17 protein-coding genes, 1 tRNA gene and 1 pseudogene are annotated in these 17,752 nt (G+C 63.6%); 9 read left to right on the forward strand and 10 right to left on the reverse strand.

Translation table 11 applies throughout. From position 1 onward, the window contains the following. Nucleotides 1–38: 38 nt before the first annotated feature. From BVH06_RS24410 to BVH06_RS24420, 3 genes are all read right to left on the reverse strand, one after another. Nucleotides 39–791, reverse strand: coding sequence for an ABC transporter substrate-binding protein (locus tag BVH06_RS24410; protein WP_075935765.1), 753 nt, complete (start codon nt 789–791; stop codon nt 39–41). A 17-nt stretch (nt 792–808) separates the two neighbouring features. Then, complete coding sequence (locus BVH06_RS24415; RefSeq protein ID WP_075928720.1) at nt 809–1,582, reverse strand: ABC transporter ATP-binding protein; 774 nt, start codon at nt 1,580–1,582, stop codon at nt 809–811. A 270-nt stretch (nt 1,583–1,852) separates the two neighbouring features. Continuing rightward, complete coding sequence (locus tag BVH06_RS24420; RefSeq protein ID WP_075928721.1) at nt 1,853–2,248, reverse strand: response regulator; 396 nt, start codon at nt 2,246–2,248, stop codon at nt 1,853–1,855. 360 nt (nt 2,249–2,608) lie between these two features. On the opposite strand from BVH06_RS24420, the gene BVH06_RS24425 reads away from it, so the two are divergent. From BVH06_RS24425 to BVH06_RS24445, 5 genes are read left to right on the forward strand one after another with little or no spacing between them, the layout of a single operon-like run. Then, nucleotides 2,609–6,079 carry a response regulator gene (locus tag BVH06_RS24425; RefSeq protein ID WP_075935766.1) on the forward strand — a complete coding sequence of 1,157 codons (3,471 nt, stop codon included), beginning with the start codon at nt 2,609–2,611 and terminating at the stop codon, nt 6,077–6,079. 1 nt (nt 6,080) lies between these two features. Beyond that, nucleotides 6,081–6,899 carry a protein-glutamate O-methyltransferase CheR gene (locus BVH06_RS24430; protein ID WP_075928723.1) on the forward strand — a complete coding sequence of 273 codons (819 nt, stop codon included), beginning with the start codon at nt 6,081–6,083 and terminating at the stop codon, nt 6,897–6,899. Continuing rightward, nucleotides 6,896–7,483 (forward strand): chemotaxis protein CheB, encoded by a 588-nt coding sequence (locus tag BVH06_RS24435; RefSeq protein WP_075928724.1) that lies wholly within the window; start codon nt 6,896–6,898, stop codon nt 7,481–7,483. The genes BVH06_RS24430 and BVH06_RS24435 overlap by 4 nt, the downstream gene beginning before the upstream one ends. Then, the gene (locus tag BVH06_RS24440) at nt 7,477–8,679 is read left to right on the forward strand and encodes a hybrid sensor histidine kinase/response regulator (RefSeq protein ID WP_075928725.1); all 1,203 of its coding nucleotides are present in this window, start codon (nt 7,477–7,479) and stop codon (nt 8,677–8,679) included. The genes BVH06_RS24435 and BVH06_RS24440 overlap by 7 nt, the downstream gene beginning before the upstream one ends. 56 nt (nt 8,680–8,735) lie before the next feature. Then, nucleotides 8,736–9,110: a response regulator gene (locus BVH06_RS24445; RefSeq protein ID WP_075928726.1), complete on the forward strand. Its 375-nt coding sequence runs from the start codon at nt 8,736–8,738 to the stop codon at nt 9,108–9,110. Between the two features lie 79 nt (nt 9,111–9,189). Here BVH06_RS24445 and BVH06_RS24450 read toward each other — a convergent pair whose 3' ends face one another. From BVH06_RS24450 to BVH06_RS26120, 7 genes and pseudogenes are all read right to left on the reverse strand, one after another. After that, entirely contained in the window at nt 9,190–9,375 is a 186-nt protein-coding gene (locus BVH06_RS24450) for a hypothetical protein (protein ID WP_075935767.1), read from the reverse strand. A 109-nt stretch (nt 9,376–9,484) separates the two neighbouring features. Next, nucleotides 9,485–9,805 (reverse strand): hypothetical protein, encoded by a 321-nt coding sequence (locus BVH06_RS24455; RefSeq protein WP_075928728.1) that lies wholly within the window; start codon nt 9,803–9,805, stop codon nt 9,485–9,487. A gap of 115 nt (nt 9,806–9,920) precedes the next feature. Further along, nucleotides 9,921–9,996 (reverse strand) — tRNA-Phe (locus tag BVH06_RS24460). A gap of 90 nt (nt 9,997–10,086) precedes the next feature. Then, entirely contained in the window at nt 10,087–10,359 is a 273-nt protein-coding gene (locus BVH06_RS24465; RefSeq protein WP_074881610.1) for an oxidative damage protection protein, read from the reverse strand. Further along, nucleotides 10,356–11,423: an A/G-specific adenine glycosylase gene (gene mutY / locus BVH06_RS24470; protein WP_075935768.1), complete on the reverse strand. Its 1,068-nt coding sequence runs from the start codon at nt 11,421–11,423 to the stop codon at nt 10,356–10,358. The genes BVH06_RS24465 and mutY overlap by 4 nt, the downstream gene beginning before the upstream one ends. Beyond that, complete coding sequence (locus tag BVH06_RS24475; protein WP_075935769.1) at nt 11,420–13,651, reverse strand: AsmA family protein; 2,232 nt, start codon at nt 13,649–13,651, stop codon at nt 11,420–11,422. Before BVH06_RS24475 ends, mutY begins: the two co-directional genes overlap by 4 nt. A 66-nt stretch (nt 13,652–13,717) precedes the next feature. Next, nucleotides 13,718–13,837: pseudogene (locus BVH06_RS26120) on the reverse strand (NAD(P)/FAD-dependent oxidoreductase); the annotation flags it as partial. Between the two features lie 410 nt (nt 13,838–14,247). Between BVH06_RS26120 and BVH06_RS24480 the strand changes: the two are divergent. The 4 genes from BVH06_RS24480 (at nt 14,248) to BVH06_RS24495 (ending at nt 17,716) form a co-directional block, all read left to right on the forward strand. Continuing rightward, entirely contained in the window at nt 14,248–15,906 is a 1,659-nt protein-coding gene (locus BVH06_RS24480; protein ID WP_075928772.1) for an OFA family MFS transporter, read from the forward strand. A 323-nt stretch (nt 15,907–16,229) separates the two neighbouring features. Next, nucleotides 16,230–16,823: an imidazoleglycerol-phosphate dehydratase HisB gene (gene hisB / locus BVH06_RS24485; protein WP_013793001.1), complete on the forward strand. Its 594-nt coding sequence runs from the start codon at nt 16,230–16,232 to the stop codon at nt 16,821–16,823. After that, the gene (hisH, locus tag BVH06_RS24490; RefSeq protein WP_075928773.1) at nt 16,823–17,461 is read left to right on the forward strand and encodes an imidazole glycerol phosphate synthase subunit HisH; all 639 of its coding nucleotides are present in this window, start codon (nt 16,823–16,825) and stop codon (nt 17,459–17,461) included. Before hisB ends, hisH begins: the two co-directional genes overlap by 1 nt. Then, nucleotides 17,462–17,716 carry a DUF2164 domain-containing protein gene (locus tag BVH06_RS24495; protein WP_013792999.1) on the forward strand — a complete coding sequence of 85 codons (255 nt, stop codon included), beginning with the start codon at nt 17,462–17,464 and terminating at the stop codon, nt 17,714–17,716. It abuts the gene before it with no gap. Nucleotides 17,717–17,752: the final 36 nt, after the last annotated feature.

Raw genomic sequence — 17,752 nt, forward strand, 5'->3', positions numbered from 1 at the left:
CGAGCGCCCGCGCCGCCAGGGCGACGCGGGCAGGCTGCTTAGTAGATGCTGAAGGGGAAGTACTTGTCGTTGATCTTCTTGTAGGTGCCGTCGGCAACGATTTCCTCGAGGGCCTTGTTCAGGCGCTCACGCAGGGCGTCGCCCTTGCGCACGGCGATGCCGATCTTGTCGTTGTCGAATACCGGGTCGCCCTTGAATTCGAAGTCCTTGCCGGCGTCGCTCTTGAGCCACTCCCAGTTCACGAAGGTATCGGCCAGCACGCCGTCGACGCGGCCGGAGGCCAGGTCGAGGTAGGCGTTTTCCTGGGTGTCGTAGAGTTTCACGTCAACCACGCCGCCCATGTTGTCTTCCAGCCAGGTACCGGCGATGGTCGCGCGCTGGGCACCGATGACCTTGCCCTTGAGGCTGTCCTTGTCGGTCTTGAAGTCACTGCTTTTCGGGGCAATGAACTGCAGCTTGTTGGTGTAGTACGGGTTGGTGAAGTCCACGGCCTGCTTGCGCTCGTCGGTGATCGACATGGAGGCGATCAGGAAGTCGAACTTCTTGGCGTTCAGGGCCGGGATGATGCCGTCCCAGTCGGAGGTGACCACTTCGCACTCTGCCTTCATCTTGGCGCACAGGGCCTGGCCGATTTCCACGTCGAAGCCGCCGACCTGGCCGCTGGCGTCGATGAGGTTGAAGGGTGGGTAGGCGCCTTCGGTGCCGATCTTCAGTTTGTCAGCAGCGACGGCACTGGTGCCGAAAGCCAGGGTGGCGGCAGCTGCCAGCAGAATCTTCTTATAGCTATGCATGCGTGATTGCTCCGTGTTTAACGATTGCTGGACATGAATTGTTTGCAGCGCGCCGACGTCGGGTTGTCGAACACCTGGTCGGGCGTCCCCTGTTCCTCCACCACACCCTGATGCAGGAACACCACCTGGCTGGAGACCTGGCGAGCGAAGCTCATTTCGTGGGTCACCAGCAGCATGGTGCGGCCTTCGTCAGCGAGCGCGCGGATCACAGTAAGCACTTCTTGTACCATTTCCGGGTCGAGCGCCGAAGTCGGTTCGTCGAACAGGATCACCTTGGGTTGCATCGCCAGGGTGCGGGCGATGGCGGCGCGTTGCTGCTGGCCACCGGAGAGCTGGTTCGGATAGGCGTGACGCTTGTCGGCGATACCGACCTTGGCCAGCAGCGCCTCGGCGATCTCGCGGGCTTCGGCCTTGCTCTTGCCGAGCACGCGGCGCGGGGCTTCGGTGATGTTGTCCAGCACGGTCATGTGCGGCCAGAGGTTGAAGTTCTGAAACACGAAGCCGATTTCGCTGCGCAGGCGGTTGATCTGGCGGTTGTCGGCCGCTATCAGTTCGCCGTTCTTCTGCGCCTTGAGCTTGAGTTCTTCACCGGCCACGATGATCTGGCCCTGATGGGGATTTTCCAGCAGGTTGACGCAGCGCAGGAAGGTCGACTTGCCCGAGCCGGACGAGCCGAGAATGGAGATCACGTCACCGTCGCGTGCCGTGAGGGAAATGCCCTTGAGCACTTCGAGGTCGCCATAGCGTTTGTGCAGATTGCGGATTTCCAGCGCGGGCGTGGCCTCGGCCATCGAGCAGTCCTCTTAATTCTTATGCGGATGAATCCGGGTTCGGCGGGGCTGTGGGCAGCAAACCTAGCATAGGCACCAGGGGGCGCCAAGGTCGCTGCTGGCCCGTTGCCGTCACGGTCGCAGGGGTGTCGCATCATCGCAGTCTCTTGTCGCCACGCCGCAAAAACGCGGGCAACCAGGCTGCAGGGTGAAAAAGACGCGCACCCTACTCATATCCGCTTCGCAATTCCAGTGCCAGTCGGCCATTTGGCCGATCCGGGGCCGCTCGTGTCAGTTGCCGAGCATGCTCTGCACCTTGTCACGCAGTGCATCGAGTGAAAACGGCTTGCCGATGATCGAGGTGCGGCTGGCTGGCTCGCTCTTGTCGATCTCGACGCTCTCGGCGTAGCCGCTGGCGTACAGCACCTTGAGGTCGGGGCGCAGCTGGCGTGCGGCAACGGCCAGTTCCTGGCCGCTCATGCCGGGCAGGCCGATGTCGGTCATCAGCAGGTCGATGTGCTCGTCGCTGCGCAGGACCTGCAGCGCCTGCTGCGCTTCCCCCGCTTCGATCACGCGGTAGTCGAGCTCTTCGAGCACTTCCACGGTAAGCATGCGCACCACGTCGGAGTCTTCCACGAGAAGGATGCGCTGGCCGGCGGTCGATGCGCCTGGAGCTAGTTCTGACAACGGCGTTACCTCGATAAAGGATGGTGAAATGGCTGATCGTCTCGGCAGGCGGTTGGCCAGCCGGCGCGAAGCATTTCAGGGCCGCGTTAACGGCAGGCCGTCTAGCATGGCACGAATCTGGTGCGCGGGCTGCATCGCGAGCGTGCCGCCCGGCTGAAAAATGCCCATTGCAGGGTTGCTGTGGGAATTTGCCTGCAAGCCGAAAAAATAACTCGAACCCTGTGCAGCCTGTCGCGATCCAAGCGCGCGGACGACTGAGTGCTGATCGTTGGATTAACCCCGGGCGGCGCATTACCATCCGCCGTCCGCCACGATAACCATACCTATAACCATCTGCTGCAACACAGCCAGGGATCTGCGATGACCAACAGTTCGATCGACGAGAACAGCTTCAAGCGTATTCTCAGGCGCAACGTCGCCTTACCGCTTGGCGTGGGGGTCATCAGCGCGATCTTCTTCGTGACGCTGATCGCATACCTGCTCAACGTGCTCGGTTGGGTGCAGCACACCGACCGGGTGCTGAACAACGCCAGCGAAGGGCTGAAGCTGTCGATCGACCAGGAAACCGGTTTCCGTGGTTACCTGCTGTCCGGCGATGTGCGTTTCCTGCAGCCCTATGAAGTCGCCAAGCCGCGCATTCGCGCCGAGATGGAGATTCTCGGCGAACTGGTGGGCGACAACCCCACGCAGGTCGATCGCCTGCGCACCATCGCAGCGCTGCAGGACGAGTGGACCGCCTTCGCGCAGAGCGCCATTGCCGCCAAGCGCGACGGTGGCAATTTCCTGGACCCGGTGCGCGACGGCCGCGGCAAGCAACTGACCGATGCCATCCGCGCCGAGTTCGCGGACTTCATCGCCCAGGAGCAGCGCCTGCGCAAGGAGCGCAACGACGCGGCCAGCAACACCGCCACGCTCACCATCGGTCTGTTCCTGCTGTTCACTCTGGTGTTCAGTGCCGGCCTGGCGATTTTCGGGCGGCGTGAACTGATGCGCCTGACGGATACCTACGGCGCCATCCTCAGGAAGCAGGACGAGCACAACGAGCGCTTGCAGGCCCAGGCCTGGCTGCGCAACGGCCAGACCCAGATGGCCGAGCGGCTGATAGGCCAGCAGGCCCTGCCGGTGCTGGGGCGCAACAGCCTGGAGTTTCTTGCCAGCCATCTCGGTGCGGCGGTCGGCGCGCTGTACGTGCGCGAGGAGCACGGCAACCTCCGCCGTGTCGCCACCTACGGCTTCTCCCGTGAGCTGGAAAACACCGAGCAGTCGTTCTACAGCTCCGAAGGCCTGGTCGGCCAGGTAGCCCATGATCGCCGCCTGCTGATCCTCGACGAGCTGCCGGTCGATTACCTCAAGGTCAGCTCCGGCCTGGGCCATGGCGACCCGCTGACGGTGGCCCTACTGCCGATCAGCAACGACGGCGACGTCAATGGCGTGATCGAGCTGGGCTTCCTGCGCCCGTTGAGCGAGCGTGACGGCGAGTTTCTCCAGCAGGTCGCCTCGAACATCGGTGCCTCGGTCGAGGCGGCTCGCTACCGTCATCGCCTGCAGGAAATTCTTGCCGAGACCCAGCAGCTCAACGAAGAGCTGCAGGTTCAGCAGGAGGAACTGAAGACCGCCAACGAGGAGCTCGAGGAGCAGTCGCGGGCGCTCAAGGAATCCCAGGCGCATCTGGAAACCCAGCAGGCCGAGCTGGAGCAGAGCAACGAGCAGCTGTCGATGCAGCGCGATGCCCTGGACGACCGCAACAACGCCCTGCGCGATGCCCAGCAGCAGCTCGAGGAACGCGCCGAGGAGCTGCAGCGTGCCAGCCGCTACAAGTCGGAATTCCTCGCCAACATGTCTCACGAGCTGCGCACGCCGCTCAACAGTTCGCTGATCCTCGCCAAGCTGCTGGCCGACAACCCCAAGGGCAACCTGGACGCCGAACAGGTGAAGTTCGCCGACTCCATCTATTCGGCCGGCAATGACCTGCTCAACCTGATCAACGACATCCTCGACATTTCCAAGGTCGAGGCCGGCAAGCTCGACCTGCGCCCGGAGAACGCCAACGTGGTGCGCCTTGCCCAGAGCCTGGAGAGCACCTTCCAGCCGTTGGCCGGCGAGAAGCAGCTGGGCTTCAGCGTCGAGGTCGCCGACGACGTGCCGCGTTCGCTGTACACCGACCGCCTGCGCGTCGAGCAGATCCTCAAGAACCTGCTGTCCAACGCCATCAAGTTCACCGAGCAGGGCCAGGTCAGCCTGAGCGTCAGCCGGGTCGACGACGGCGTGGCGTTCGCCGTGCGCGACAGCGGCATCGGCATCGCCAAGGAACAGCAGGACTATATCTTCGAGGCGTTCCGCCAGGCCGACGGCACCACCAACCGGCGCTTCGGCGGCACCGGCCTGGGCCTGTCGATTTCCCGCGACCTGGCGGCGCTGCTCGGCGGCTCGATCAGCGTCACCAGCACGCCGGGCGAGGGCAGCGTGTTCACCCTGGTGCTGCCGCTGACCTACTCGCCGAGCGAGGAAGAGAGCCTGCTGTCCGTCGTCGAAACCGCCGGTGTGGTGCGCAGCGTGGCGCCGGCCATCGTCAAGGCACCGGTGCCGCAAGAAGCCGCGCCCGTGGTGCCGACCTTCCCGGACGACCGCGGCATGTCGGTGCTCGGTGGCCGCAGCGTGCTGGTGATCGAGGACGAGCCGCAGTTCGCCCACATTCTCTATGACCTCGCCCACGAGCTGGACTACCGCTGCCTAGTGGCCCATAGCGCTCAGGACGGCCTGGACCTGGCGACCACCCATCACCCCGATGCGATCCTGCTGGACATGCGCCTTCCCGACGTTTCCGGGCTGTCGGTGCTGCAGCGCCTCAAGGAGAACCCCGGCACCCGGCACATTCCGGTGCACGTGATTTCCGTCGAGGACATGGCCGAGGCCGCCCTGCACATGGGCGCCGTGGGTTATGCCCATAAGCCGGCGACCCGTGATCAGCTCAAGGGCGTGTTCAGCAAGCTCGAAGCGCGCCTGACCCAGAAGATGCGCCGCGTGCTGGTGGTCGAGGACGACAAGCTGCAGCGCGACAGCATCGCCCGGCTGATCGGCGACGACGACATCGAGATCGTCGCCGTCGAGTTCGGCGAACAGGCGCTGGAGCAGCTGCGCCACCACATCTTCGACTGCATGATCATCGACCTGAAACTGCCGGACATGCAGGGCGACGAACTGCTGGCGCGCATGGGCAGCGAGGAGATCCGTTCCTTCCCGCCGGTGATCGTCTACACCGGCCGCAACCTGACCCGCGCCGAGGAAGCCGAGCTGCTCAAGTACTCGCGCTCGATCATCATCAAGGGCGCGCGCTCGCCGGAGCGTTTGCTCGATGAGGTGACGCTGTTCCTGCACATGGTCGAGTCGGAGCTGTCCAGCGAGCGGCAGAGCATGCTCAAGACCGCGCGCAGCCGCGACCGCGTGTTCGAAGGAAGGCGCCTGCTGCTGGTCGATGACGACGTGCGCAACATCTTCGCCCTCACCAGCGCCCTTGAGCACAAGGGCGCTCAGGTCGAGGTCGCGCGCAACGGCCGTGAAGCCATCGAGAAGCTCGAGGCGGTGGGCGACATCGACTTGGTGCTGATGGACGTGATGATGCCCGAGATGGACGGCTACGAAGCCACCCGGCGCATCCGCGAGAACCCGCGCTGGCGCAAGCTGCCGATCATCGCGGTGACCGCCAAGGCCATGAAGGACGACCAGGACCTGTGCATGAAGGCCGGCGCCAACGATTACCTGGCCAAGCCCATCGACCTGGATCGGCTGTTCTCGCTGATCCGCGTGTGGCTGCCGAAGCTGGAGCGCATCTGACATGTCCGACCGTACGCAGGATATCGAGCTGCGTCTGCTGATCGAGGCGATCTACCTGCAGTACAGCTACGATTTTCGCGACTACTCCGGTTCTTCTCTGAAGCGCCGGATCGTGCACGCCATGGGCCAGTTCGACTGTGCGAGCATCTCCGAGCTGCAGGCGCGGATCATCCACGACTCCACGGCGTTCATGAAGCTGCTGCAGTTCCTCACCATTCCGGTCAGCGAGATGTTCCGCGACCCCAGCTACTTCCTGGCGCTGCGCCAGGAGGTGGTGCCGTTCCTGCGCACCTACCCGTCGCTCAAGCTCTGGGTGGCCGGCTGCAGCACGGGCGAGGAGGTCTATTCCCTGGCCATCCTGCTGCACGAAGAGGGCTTGCTGGAGCGCTCGATCATCTACGCGACGGACATCAATCCGCACTCGCTGGACAAGGCCAAGCGCGGCATCTTTCCCATCGACAACATGCGCCTGTACAGCGAGAACTATCAGCGCGCCGGCGGCAAGGGCTCGCTTTCCGATTACTACACGGCAGCCTATGACGGGGCGCTGTTCGAGCGCTTCCTGTGCGCCAACGTGACCTTCGCCGACCACAGCCTGGCCACCGACAGCGTATTCTCGGAGACCCAGTTCATTTCCTGCCGCAATGTGCTGATCTACTTCAACAAGACCCTGCAGGATCGCGCCTTCGGGCTGTTCCACGAATCCCTCGGACACCGCGCCTTCCTGGGGCTGGGCAGCAAGGAAAGCCTGGATTTCTCGGCCTACGCCGGGCGTTTCGAGGCGGTGAACCGGCAGGAACGGGTGTTTCGCAAGTTATGAACGCGCCACTTCGCAAGCTCGATGCGGTGGTGGTCGGCGCTTCGGCCGGTGGCGTGGAGGCCCTGCTGAGCCTGTTCGAAGGCTTGCCAGCCGACTATGGTTTACCGCTGGTGGTGGTGTTGCATTTGCCGGAAGGGCGCCCGAGCCTGTTGGCGGACCTGTTCGCCCGCCGCCTGAAACTGCGCGTCAAGGAAGCGCAGGACAAGGAAGCGCTGCAGGCGGGCACGCTGTACTTCGCGGCGCCGGGCTATCACCTGTGCATCGAGGCCGATCGCAGCTTTTCCTATAGCCGCGAAGAGCCTCTGCATTTTTCTCGGCCGTCGATCGATTATCTGTTCGAGTCGGCTGCCGATGCCTACGGCAAGCAGTTGATGGGCATATTGCTGACCGGTGCCAACCAGGATGGCGCCGCCGGGCTGTACACAATAAAACAGCGGGGCGGAGTGACCGTGGTGCAGGATCCGCAAGAGGCGCAGGTTCCGACCATGCCCGAAGCGGCTCTGGCGCTGCACCAACCCGATTACATTCTTCCTTTGCGAGGCGTTCTCGCATTGCTAGCCGAACTGGACTCACGCCCATGTTGAGTAGCACCGGATGCAAACTGTTGATCGTCGATGACCTGCCGGAGAACCTGCTGGCGCTGGAGGCATTGATCCGCCGCGATGATCGCGAGGTGTTCAAGGCGCAATGCGCCGATGATGCACTGGTGCTGTTGCTCGAGCACGAGTTCGCCCTGGCCATTCTCGATGTGCAGATGCCCGGCATGAACGGCTTCGAGCTGGCCGAGCTGATGCGTGGCACGGAAAAGACCAAGCACATCCCCATCGTCTTCGTCAGCGCCGCCGGGCGCGAGATGAACTACGCGTTCAAGGGCTACGAGAGCGGCGCCGTGGACTTTCTCTACAAGCCGCTGGATATCCAGGCGGTGCAGAGCAAGGTGGCGGTGTTCGTCGATCTGTACCGCCAGCGCAAGGTCATGGCCCAGCAGCTCGAAGCACTCGAGCGTTCGCGCCAGGAGCAGGATGCGCTGCTCGCCGAGCTGCGTTCGACCCAGGGCGAGCTGCAGCATGCGGTGCGCATGCGCGACGACTTCATGTCCATCGTCTCCCACGAGCTGCGCACGCCGCTCAACGGGCTGATCCTCGACACCCAGCTGCGCAAGATGCACCTGGCCAAGGGCAACCTCACCGCGTTCAGCGAAGACAAGCTCGGCGCCATGTTCGACCGCGACGAACGACAGATCCACAGCCTGATCCGCCTCATCGAGGACATGCTCGACGTGTCGCGCATCCGCACCGGCAAGCTGTCGATCCGCCCGGTGGAGTTCGACCTGGCGCAGACGGTGCGCAACGTCGCCGAGAACTTCGCCCAGCAGATGGCCGTGGCCGGCTGCGACCTGCAGCTCAACAGCACCGAAGTGCTGCACGGCAGCTGGGACCAGTTCCGCATCGAGCAGGTGATCAGCAACCTGCTCAGCAACGCCCTGCGTTATGGCGCCGGGCGGCCTATCGAAGTGCGTGCCCGCGCTGACGAGGGCGGTGTGCGCGTCGAGGTGCGTGATCACGGCATCGGTATTTCCCTTGAAAACCAGCACCGCATCTTCCAGCAGTTCGAGCGCGCGGTTGGTAGCGAATCGGTGGCTGGGTTGGGCCTGGGGTTGTTCATCTCCGACCAGATCGTCAAGGCTCATGGCGGGCGTATCGAGGTGCAGAGCAGCCTGGGGCAGGGCTCGCTGTTCAGCGTCTGGCTGCCGCGCGGCAAGCGCGTAGAGATAGGTTGAACTCGGGGCATGGCAAGGGTCGAAGCGAAGGTGCAGAAACAGGCAGGAGCAGGGCAATGAGCGATGTGAAACGAACCGTACTGATCGTCGAGGACGATCCGCTGCTGCTCATGCTGCTGGCCGAATACCTGCAGGGCGAGGGCTACCACGTGCTACAGGCCGACTGCGCCGCCGATGCCTTCGCCATCCTCGCCACCAAGCCGCACCTAGATCTGCTGATCACCGACTTCCGTCTGCCCGGCGGCGTTTCCGGCGTGCGCATCGCCGAGCCGGCATTGCTGCTGCGCCCGGATCTCAAGGTGATCTTCATCAGCGGCCACCCAGCCGAAGTGCGCGAGACCGGCAGCGCGCTGCTCGACTCCGCGCCGCTGCTGAGCAAGCCTTTCACGCTGGAAACCCTGAGCACGCAGATCGACCATTTGCTCGATTGAGGCGAAGGAGACAGCCGGTCGCGCTTACCTGATGAGGGGCGAGCCGGGACGTCTGGTTCATGCCCGCGAACTCGCCAATTCAGCGCTTCTCTGGCGCAGGCTTTCCCGGTTCTTCGATTGGCCGCTGAGGGCTGAAAGGGCTATCCGGGTCATCGACGATGGAGCCCGGGTCCTCGTTACCCGGATCGTTGATCGGCGTCTCTTGCGGCTCTGCCGGCGGCTGTTTCGGGTCGTTGGCGGCGTTCAGGGCGATATCGACGTGCATGGCTGGCTCCCGCTGCATGAGGCCCGCTGTAGTCGGTGCGGGCGATATCATGTGGATCGCCGGGCAGGGGCGTGCGTTCAGCGTATCCGCCAGGCGGAGGTGGGCTCGTCTATTTGCGTTTGTAGCTCTTGGTGCCACTGCTGGTCATGCAGTACTGCCCGCCGCGCGGGCCGGTGCAGAGCGTTCCGCTGCCGCAAGGGCAGTCGCTGGCGACGTTGCCGATGGCTCGCAGTGTCGTGCTGCCTGCGCCGCGGTGCTCGGCGCTGCAATTGCGCTTGCTGCCGCTGATCGACCCGTCGTTACAGAGAAACAGCGGGCCATCGCAGCGGGCGATACCGCCCTTGCTGCCCGAGCAGGGCGTGTTGGCGGCGTTGCCGAGCATTGGCAGCGTCAGCAGGAGCACCAACAATCCGATCAGACGAATGCTCATGCGCGCGGCTCCAGCCTTGAAGCGCCAGGGAGGGGGTAAATCTCAGGCATTAAAAAACCGGCGCTAGGCCGGTTCTTTAATTCTCGGATGGTGCATGCACCACCTGAGTAGAAGGTGGTGCCCAGGGACGGAATCGAACCGCCGACACGGGGATTTTCAATCCCCTGCTCTACCGACTGAGCTACCTGGGCAACGGCGCGTATTAAACGGTTTTAGCCTTGGGGTGTCAAACCTTTTTTGGAAAATATTTAAATATTCCGGGCGCTTACGTCTCAGGCCGCTTATTCGCTGGGCGGCACGTAGCCTTCGGCCTGGGCGTAATCCTCGCCGGAGAGAAACTTGTCCATCTCGGCCTGCAGGAATTTGCGGTCTTCGGCGTTCATCATGTTCAGGCGACGCTCGTTGATCAGTAGGGTCTGGTGCTTCTGCCATTCGTCCCAGGCTTGCTTGGAGACGTTCTGGAAGATGTCTTCGCCCTTGGCGCCAGGGTAGGGCGCGCGGTCGAGGCCGGGGAGTTGCTGCTTGTGCTTGCGGCACATCACGGTGCGGGTCATGCCATTTCTCCTGTATGCAGTGCGTCGGCCGCGCGTTTGAGCAGCTTCTTGACCGGGGCGGCGAGGCCCAGGCGCGGCGGGGTGGCGAGGTTATACCAGAGCCAGTCGGCCTCGGCCACGTAGCCGGGTACGCCATCGACTCCGATCAGCCAGGGGTCGATGGCCAGCTGGAAGTGGCTGAAGGTATGGATGATTTCATCGAGCTGGCGGCGCTCGCCCAGACGTAGCTGGTGCTGTGCGGCAAGCACGTGCAGGGCGTCGAGATCATCGAGTTCCGGCAGGCTCCACAAGCCGCCCCAGAGACCGGTGGAAGGCCGCCTGTAAAGCAGCACGGCGCCGTCACGGCTGACCAGCATCGGCATCAGGGTGCGCTTCTGCGGCAGTTCCTTGCGCGGCTTGGCCACCGGGTAGCGGATCTCCAGGCCGAGCAGGTGCGCTTGGCAGCCACTCTGCACCGGGCAGAGTAGGCAGGTGGGTTTGCTGCGCGTGCAGAGCGTGGCGCCCAGGTCCATCATCGCCTGGGTGTAATGGTTGACGCGTTCCTCGGGCAGAAAGCGCTCGGCCACGGCCCACAACTGCTTGGCTACCTTGGGCTCGCCCGGATAGCCTTCCTGGGCAACGAAGCGCGCCAGCACGCGTTTGACGTTGCCGTCGAGAATCGGCGCGCGCAGGCCCATGCTCAGGCTGGCGATGGCGCCTGCCGTCGAGCGGCCGATGCCGGGCAGTTCGGTGAGGGCTTCTACGCTGCGCGGGAATTCGCCGCCGTGCTCGGCCATGATGATCTGCGCGGTCTTCTGCAGGTTGCGGGCGCGGGTGTAATACCCCAGGCCGGTCCACAGGTGCAGCACTTCGTCTTCCGGTGCTTCGGCCAGGTCGCGTACGGTCGGCAACGCCGTCATGAAGCGGTCGAAGTAGCCGAGCACGGTGCTGACCTGAGTCTGCTGCAGCATGATCTCCGAGACCCACACGCGGTAGGGCGTGATGCCCTGCTGCCAGGGCAGATCCTTGCGGCCATGCACGTCGTACCAGCGCAACACGGCGCTGGAGAATTGCTCGGGGGTCATCGGTTGAACAGGCCCTTGAGTGCGTCTTTCAGTTCCGGGCTGACCTTGTCGCCGAGCTTTTCTTCGAGCTTTTCGTTGATGCGATCGCCGGCCAGCTTGGCGGCCACCTTGCCCATGCCTTCCTGATCCAGGCGGCAGGCCTTGGCGCCCAGCTCCAGCGGGCCGCGGCAGTGCAGTGGCCAGGCGATGCCGACGTAGCGACGGTTGACCTCGCAGGCTGGATCCGGCATCTCGCGCTGGTCGCCTTCGATGGTGATGCCGACGCGGTAGTCCAGGCCCAGCACGCGCAGGTCGACGTCACCATTGCCGGCCACGCTCAGGCCGGGAATGCGGGCCTGCAGGTCGGGGTTGCTGGCTACGCCGTTGCGGATGCTCAGGCTGCCTTGCAGGCGCTCGAAGGGCGTGTCCTTGCTGCGCGGCTCGCCGCTCAACTGCTTGCGGTTGAGTGTGGAGATGCCGCGGCACAGTTGCTGCTCCAGATTGGCGTCGACCAGCACGCCGTCCTTGAGCATGAAGCTGGCGGTGCCGTTGAGGGCGTCGACCCAGGCTTTCTGGCTGTTGCCGCTGGTGGTCAGGTCGCTGTTCAGGTCGAGCAGGCCTTTGAGCGGCGAGGGGCGCTGTTCGTCCTTGAGGAACGGCTCCACCGGAATGCCGCTCAGTTGAGTGTGCAGGCTGAGTACCGGCACGGCGGGGCGCACGTCGGCGTCGGCCTTGATGGCGAAGCTTCCGTTGCCGAGTTTGCCGCGCAACTCTTCCAGGTTCAGCGCGCCGCCCTGGCCGCGGGCCTTTAGGCTGACGTTGCTGAGTGCCTGCTTTTGCAGGGTCAGTTGATCGAGAGTGAGGTTGGCCTGCACATCGAGTTTGCGCAGGGTCGGGATCGGCAGCACCTCGCTGGAGCTCCAGGCTTGCTGGGTCGGTGCGTTGGGCACTGGCGTGGTGCCGGCCTGGCCGGCGTTGGCGACGGTTTCACGTACCTCGGCCTTGCGCGCCGAGTCGGCGTCTTTCTTGTCCTTGCCGGCGGGCGGCAGGTAGCGGTCGAGGTCGAGCTTGTCGCCTTTGAGCTGCACGCGCAGTGCCTGCTTGGCGAAGTCGGCCACGGCGAGCTTGCCGGTGAAGGTGCTGTCGTCGAGCTTGAGGGTCAGCTCGTCCAGCGAAAGGCTGTTGGCTGTACCCCCCAGTTGGGTGACCAGCTCGAATTGCGACAGGGTTCTCTCGTCGCTCATCGGCGGCAGCTTCTGGCCAAGGCTGGCGAGGAATTCACGCAGGTTGACCGGCGCCACGGACAGGCCACCGGACAGCTTTGGCTCGCTCTGCAGGTCACGCACTTTCACTTCGCCGAGGGCGCGCAGTTGGTTGGCCGACAATTTCAGGCCGTTCCATTCGGCGACCTGCGCCGCCAGGTCGACCAGCAGCTGGCCCTGAGCCGCATAGGTGAGCGTCTGGCCATTGAACGGCTCGCCGGACGCCTCGCCTGAGAGGCGTGCATCCTCGAGCTGGTAGCGCTTCAGGACGCGGTCGAAGCGCAGCTCGCCCTGCAGCTCGGTGCGCGCGCGCATCACCGGCTTGTTGCTGCCGAAGAAGGCGCTGAGCTTGATCGGCACGCCGGCGCCTTCGCGGATCGCGCCGGTGGTGAGCTGGATGCTCTCGGCGCTGAATTGCTGGCCCTTCTGAGCGTCGCGGTAGTCCACCCGGGCGCCATTGACGATCAGGCTGTCGATATCCAGTTTGATCGGCTGGCCTGGGCTTTCCTGGGCGGGCTCGCCTGGCGACTGCGGTGCATCATTGCCGGCAGTCTGCTCGGCCGGCGTTTCGCCTGGTTTGGCGGCCGGGCGGCCGACGTCTTCCCAGTTGCCGTGGCCGTTTTCGTCGCGCTGCAGGTCGAGGTTCAGGCCGTCGACGCGGATGTCGCTCATCTGCACTTCCTTGCGCAGCAGCGGCAACACGCGCACCGACAGGCCGAGCAGGCGCAGGTTGGCGAACGGTTTGTCCGGCGTGCTGGCGCTGGCCAGGGTGGCGTCGGTCAGCTCCAGGCCCAGCCAGGGGAAAAGGCTCCAGCCGATATCGCCGTTGAGCGTCAGCTCGAGATTGGCCTTGTCCCGCGCTAGTTGGCGGATTTCATCCTTGTAATCGTTGGGGTCGAACAGGTGAGTCAGGGCAAAGCCCAACGCCACGATGATCAGCAGTAGTCCGAGGAAGAACAGACCCAGGATTTTGCCGAGCGCTTTCATGGACGAGTCCTATGCAGTGACGAGAAGTTGGAATCCGCGAGTATAACGCCCACGGCGCACCCACGGTTAAAGGCTTCGGGCAACGCGTTCGACGATGGCCGGGCTGGCTGCCAGCCCTGGTGATTCGACGCCGAACGGATTCACCAGTCCTGGTAGACCATGATCGGCGGCGGTTTGCAGCACAAATTCTTGCGCGCCTTGGCGGTAGGCCCCGTTGCGGCGGCACCGATGATCAGGGTGTCGAGGCTGCCCATGGTGTTTCTGTGTCCTGGCTGTTCAGCCCAGCGCAACGCAATCGTCATGGCCAGTCGCTAGGGTGCGTGCTCGCGGCAGGGTGTTCAGTGTGCATCGGCGCGGTTGCCGATGACCGGTCGTCGCCAAAAGCGGCAGCCAAAGGTGAGAAATGGGCGACATATCCATAAAAGAGCGGCCTGGAAGGTTGCACAGGCACTGTGGCGATGTGACACAATGCCGCGGGGAGCTAGCGGTCAGCTAGAGCGAATGGATTCTCCCCGTACTTACTCGTTGTTTGGCGACGCCTCCACCGAGGTTTCGCCAGTAATTACCTGTTTGCCAACCTAATCAGAGAAGAAAACATGACTGACGCCACCGTGCAAAACGGTGCTTCAGCGACGCCTGCTTTCCTGTCCAAGGAGCGCATCATCGCTAAGCCCGGTTTCAACCGCTGGCTGGTTCCGCCAGCTGCCCTCGCCATCCACCTGTGCATCGGCATGGCCTACGGGTTCTCCGTATTCTGGCTGCCGCTGTCCAAGGCCATTGGTATCACCGCGCCAGTCGCGTGTGCGCCGGACATTGGTTTCTTCGAACAGATCTTCGCCAGTAACTGCGACTGGCAGATCTCCATGCTGGGCTGGATCTACACCCTGTTCTTCGTGTTCCTGGGTTGCGCGGCTGCCGTATGGGGTGGCTGGCTGGAACATGCTGGCCCGCGTAAGGCTGGCCTGGTATCGGCCGTGTGCTGGTGTGGCGGTCTGCTGATCTCCGCGCTGGGTATCTACACCCACCAGATCTGGCTGATGTGGGTCGGTTCCGGCGTGATCGGTGGTATCGGTCTGGGCCTGGGCTACATCTCCCCGGTATCGACGCTGATCAAGTGGTTCCCGGACAAGCGCGGCATGGCCACCGGTATGGCCATCATGGGCTTCGGTGGCGGCGCGATGGTCGGTGCTCCCCTGGCCGCAGCGCTGATGGGTCACTTCGCCAATGAAACCGGCGTCGGCGTATGGCAGAGCTTCGTGGTCATGGCGGTGATCTACTTCATCTTCATGGTCGGTGGCGCACTGGCCTACCGCGTTCCGCCAACCGGCTGGAAGCCTGCTGGCTGGGTCGCTCCGGCTGCCAAGGCCAACAACGCGATGATCACCAAGGGTCACGTCCACGTGAACACCGCGTGGAAAACCCCGCAATTCTGGCTGGTCTGGGCCGTACTGTGCCTGAACGTATCGGCCGGTATCGGCATCATCGGCATGGCCTCGCCCATGCTGCAGGAAGTCTTCGGCGGCAAGCTGATCGGCCTGAACGTGCCATTCAGTGAGCTGAGCGCTGCACAGCTGGGCCAGATCGCCGCCATCGCGGCCGGCTTCACCGGCCTGCTGAGCCTGTTCAACATCGGTGGCCGTTTCTTCTGGGCTTCGTTCTCCGACCTGATCGGCCGCAAGGCGACCTACTTCGTGTTCTTCGCGCTGGGCTTCACCCTGTACGCGCTGGTGCCGTGGACCGGCCACCTGGGTAGCATCGCCCTGTTCGTGTTCGCCTTCTGCCTGATCCTGTCCATGTACGGTGGTGGCTTCGCGACCGTTCCGGCTTACCTGGCCGACCTGTTCGGTACCCAGATGGTCGGTGCGATCCACGGTCGCCTGCTGACCGCCTGGGCCTTCGCTGGCGTGCTGGGCCCGGTGCTGGTCAACTACCTGCGTGAGTATCAGCTGAGCATCGGCGTCGAGCGCGCTGCCGCTTACGACATCACTCTGTACATCCTCGCTGGCCTGTTGGTGCTGGGTTTCATCTGCAACCTGCTGGTCCGCCCTGTGGATCCCAAGTACTTCATGACCGAAGCAGAGCTGGCTGCCGAGCGCGCCCATGGCGAGAAATCCAAGCCGTCCGCTACCGAGCTGGAGTGGGCTGCCGATCCGTCGAGCAAGCCGCTGGTGATCGCTGCCTGGCTGGCCGTGGGTATCCCGCTGGCCTGGGGTGTCTGGATTACCCTGCAGAAGACTGCCGTACTGTTCCAGTAATCACGATCTGCTGCGCGTCGGCCCTGCGGCGTTAAAAACAGGCTCGGAATGCTCATGTACAAAAGTACATTCCGCTTCCTCGCCTGTTTTTGCCTTGCAGGGCTCTAGCTCGCGATATCGTGAGTCACATTAAGGTCCCGCTGACGCCCCGTGCGTCAGCGGGATTTTTTATGCCTGCGATTTGGCGGCGTAGGGGGAAGCGTCTTGTCACGTTTTGGTGCAACGTGCGCCTTCGCGGCATTTTTGCCGGACGGCTTTATAGCTTTGCCGCTTATCAGCCTATAATGTTCGCCCTTTCGCCCAACGATTTTGTGGAGCAGGTGATGGCCGAACGTACGGCATCCGTCGAGCGCAATACCCTGGAGACCCAGATCAAGGTCTCGATCAATCTGGATGGCACCGGCAAGGCCACCTTCGATACCGGCGTGCCGTTCTTCGAGCACATGCTCGACCAGATCGCCCGCCATGGCCTGATCGACCTGGACATCTTCTGCAAGGGCGACCTGCACATCGACGACCACCACACCGTCGAAGACGTCGGCATCACCCTCGGCCAGGCCTTCGCCAAGGCCGTCGGCGACAAGAAGGGCATGACCCGTTACGGTCACTCCTACGTGCCGCTGGACGAAGCGCTGTCGCGCGTGGTGATCGACTTTTCCGGTCGTCCCGGCCTGCAGATGCACGTGCCGTTCACCCGCGCGGTGGTCGGCGGCTTCGATGTCGATCTGTTCCAGGAGTTCTTCCAGGGCTTCGTCAACCATGCTCAGGTCAGCCTGCACATCGACAACCTGCGTGGCGTGAACACCCACCACCAGATCGAGACCGTGTTCAAGGCCTTCGGTCGCGCCCTGCGCATGGCGGTCGAGCTCGACCCGCGCATGGCCGGGCAAATGCCATCGACCAAGGGCGTGCTCTGATGCAGACGGTAGCCGTCATCGATTACGGCATGGGCAACCTGCACTCGGTGTCCAAGGCGCTGGAACATGTGGGCGCCGGCCGTGTGCTAGTGACCAGCGATGCCCAGGTGATTCGTGAGGCCGACCGCGTGGTGTTTCCCGGTGTCGGTGCGATCCGCGACTGCATGGCCGAGATCCGCCGCCTGGGCTTCGACGAACTGGTTCGCGAGGTCAGCCAGGATCGTCCGTTTCTCGGCATCTGCGTGGGCATGCAGGCGCTGCTCGAGCGCAGCGAAGAGAACGACGGCGTCGACTGCATCGGCCTGTTTCCCGGCCAGGTGCGCTTCTTCGGCAAGAGCATGGTCGAGGATGGTGAGCCGCTGAAAGTCCCGCACATGGGCTGGAACGAGGTGAGCCAGGCGGTCAAGCATCCGCTGTGGCACAACATTCCCGAGCAGGCGCGCTTCTACTTCGTGCACAGCTATTACATCGAGGCGGCCAAGGCGCAGCAGGTGGTTGGCCGTGGTCACTACGGCAAGGATTTCGCCGCGGCCCTGGCCGACGGTTCGCGCTTCGCCGTGCAGTTCCACCCGGAGAAGAGCCACACCCATGGCCTGCAGCTGCTGCAGAACTTCGCCGCCTGGGATGGCCGCTGGTAGATGGCGCGGCTCAAGAGCCCGATCCTGACGCTCACGCCCGAGCAGGAAAGCGATGCGGTGCACAAGCTGCAGCGCTTTCTGAGCGACCGTTTCGAGCTGGAACTGGGCTCCTTCGAGGTGTTGGAGCTGCTCGAACTGTTCGGGCGCGACATCGCCCCGCATTACTACAACCGAGCGATCACCGATGCGCACAGTTTGCTGCGCGAGCGCTTCGAGAGCCTCGAAGTCGACCTGTGGGCGCTCGAGAAAGATTGATCCCGGCCCAGGCCGGCTGAACTAGACAAGGTGCTG

The sequence above is a fragment of the Pseudomonas sp. PA27(2017) genome (genome assembly GCF_001945445.1).
Lineage (GTDB): Bacteria > Pseudomonadota > Gammaproteobacteria > Pseudomonadales > Pseudomonadaceae > Aquipseudomonas.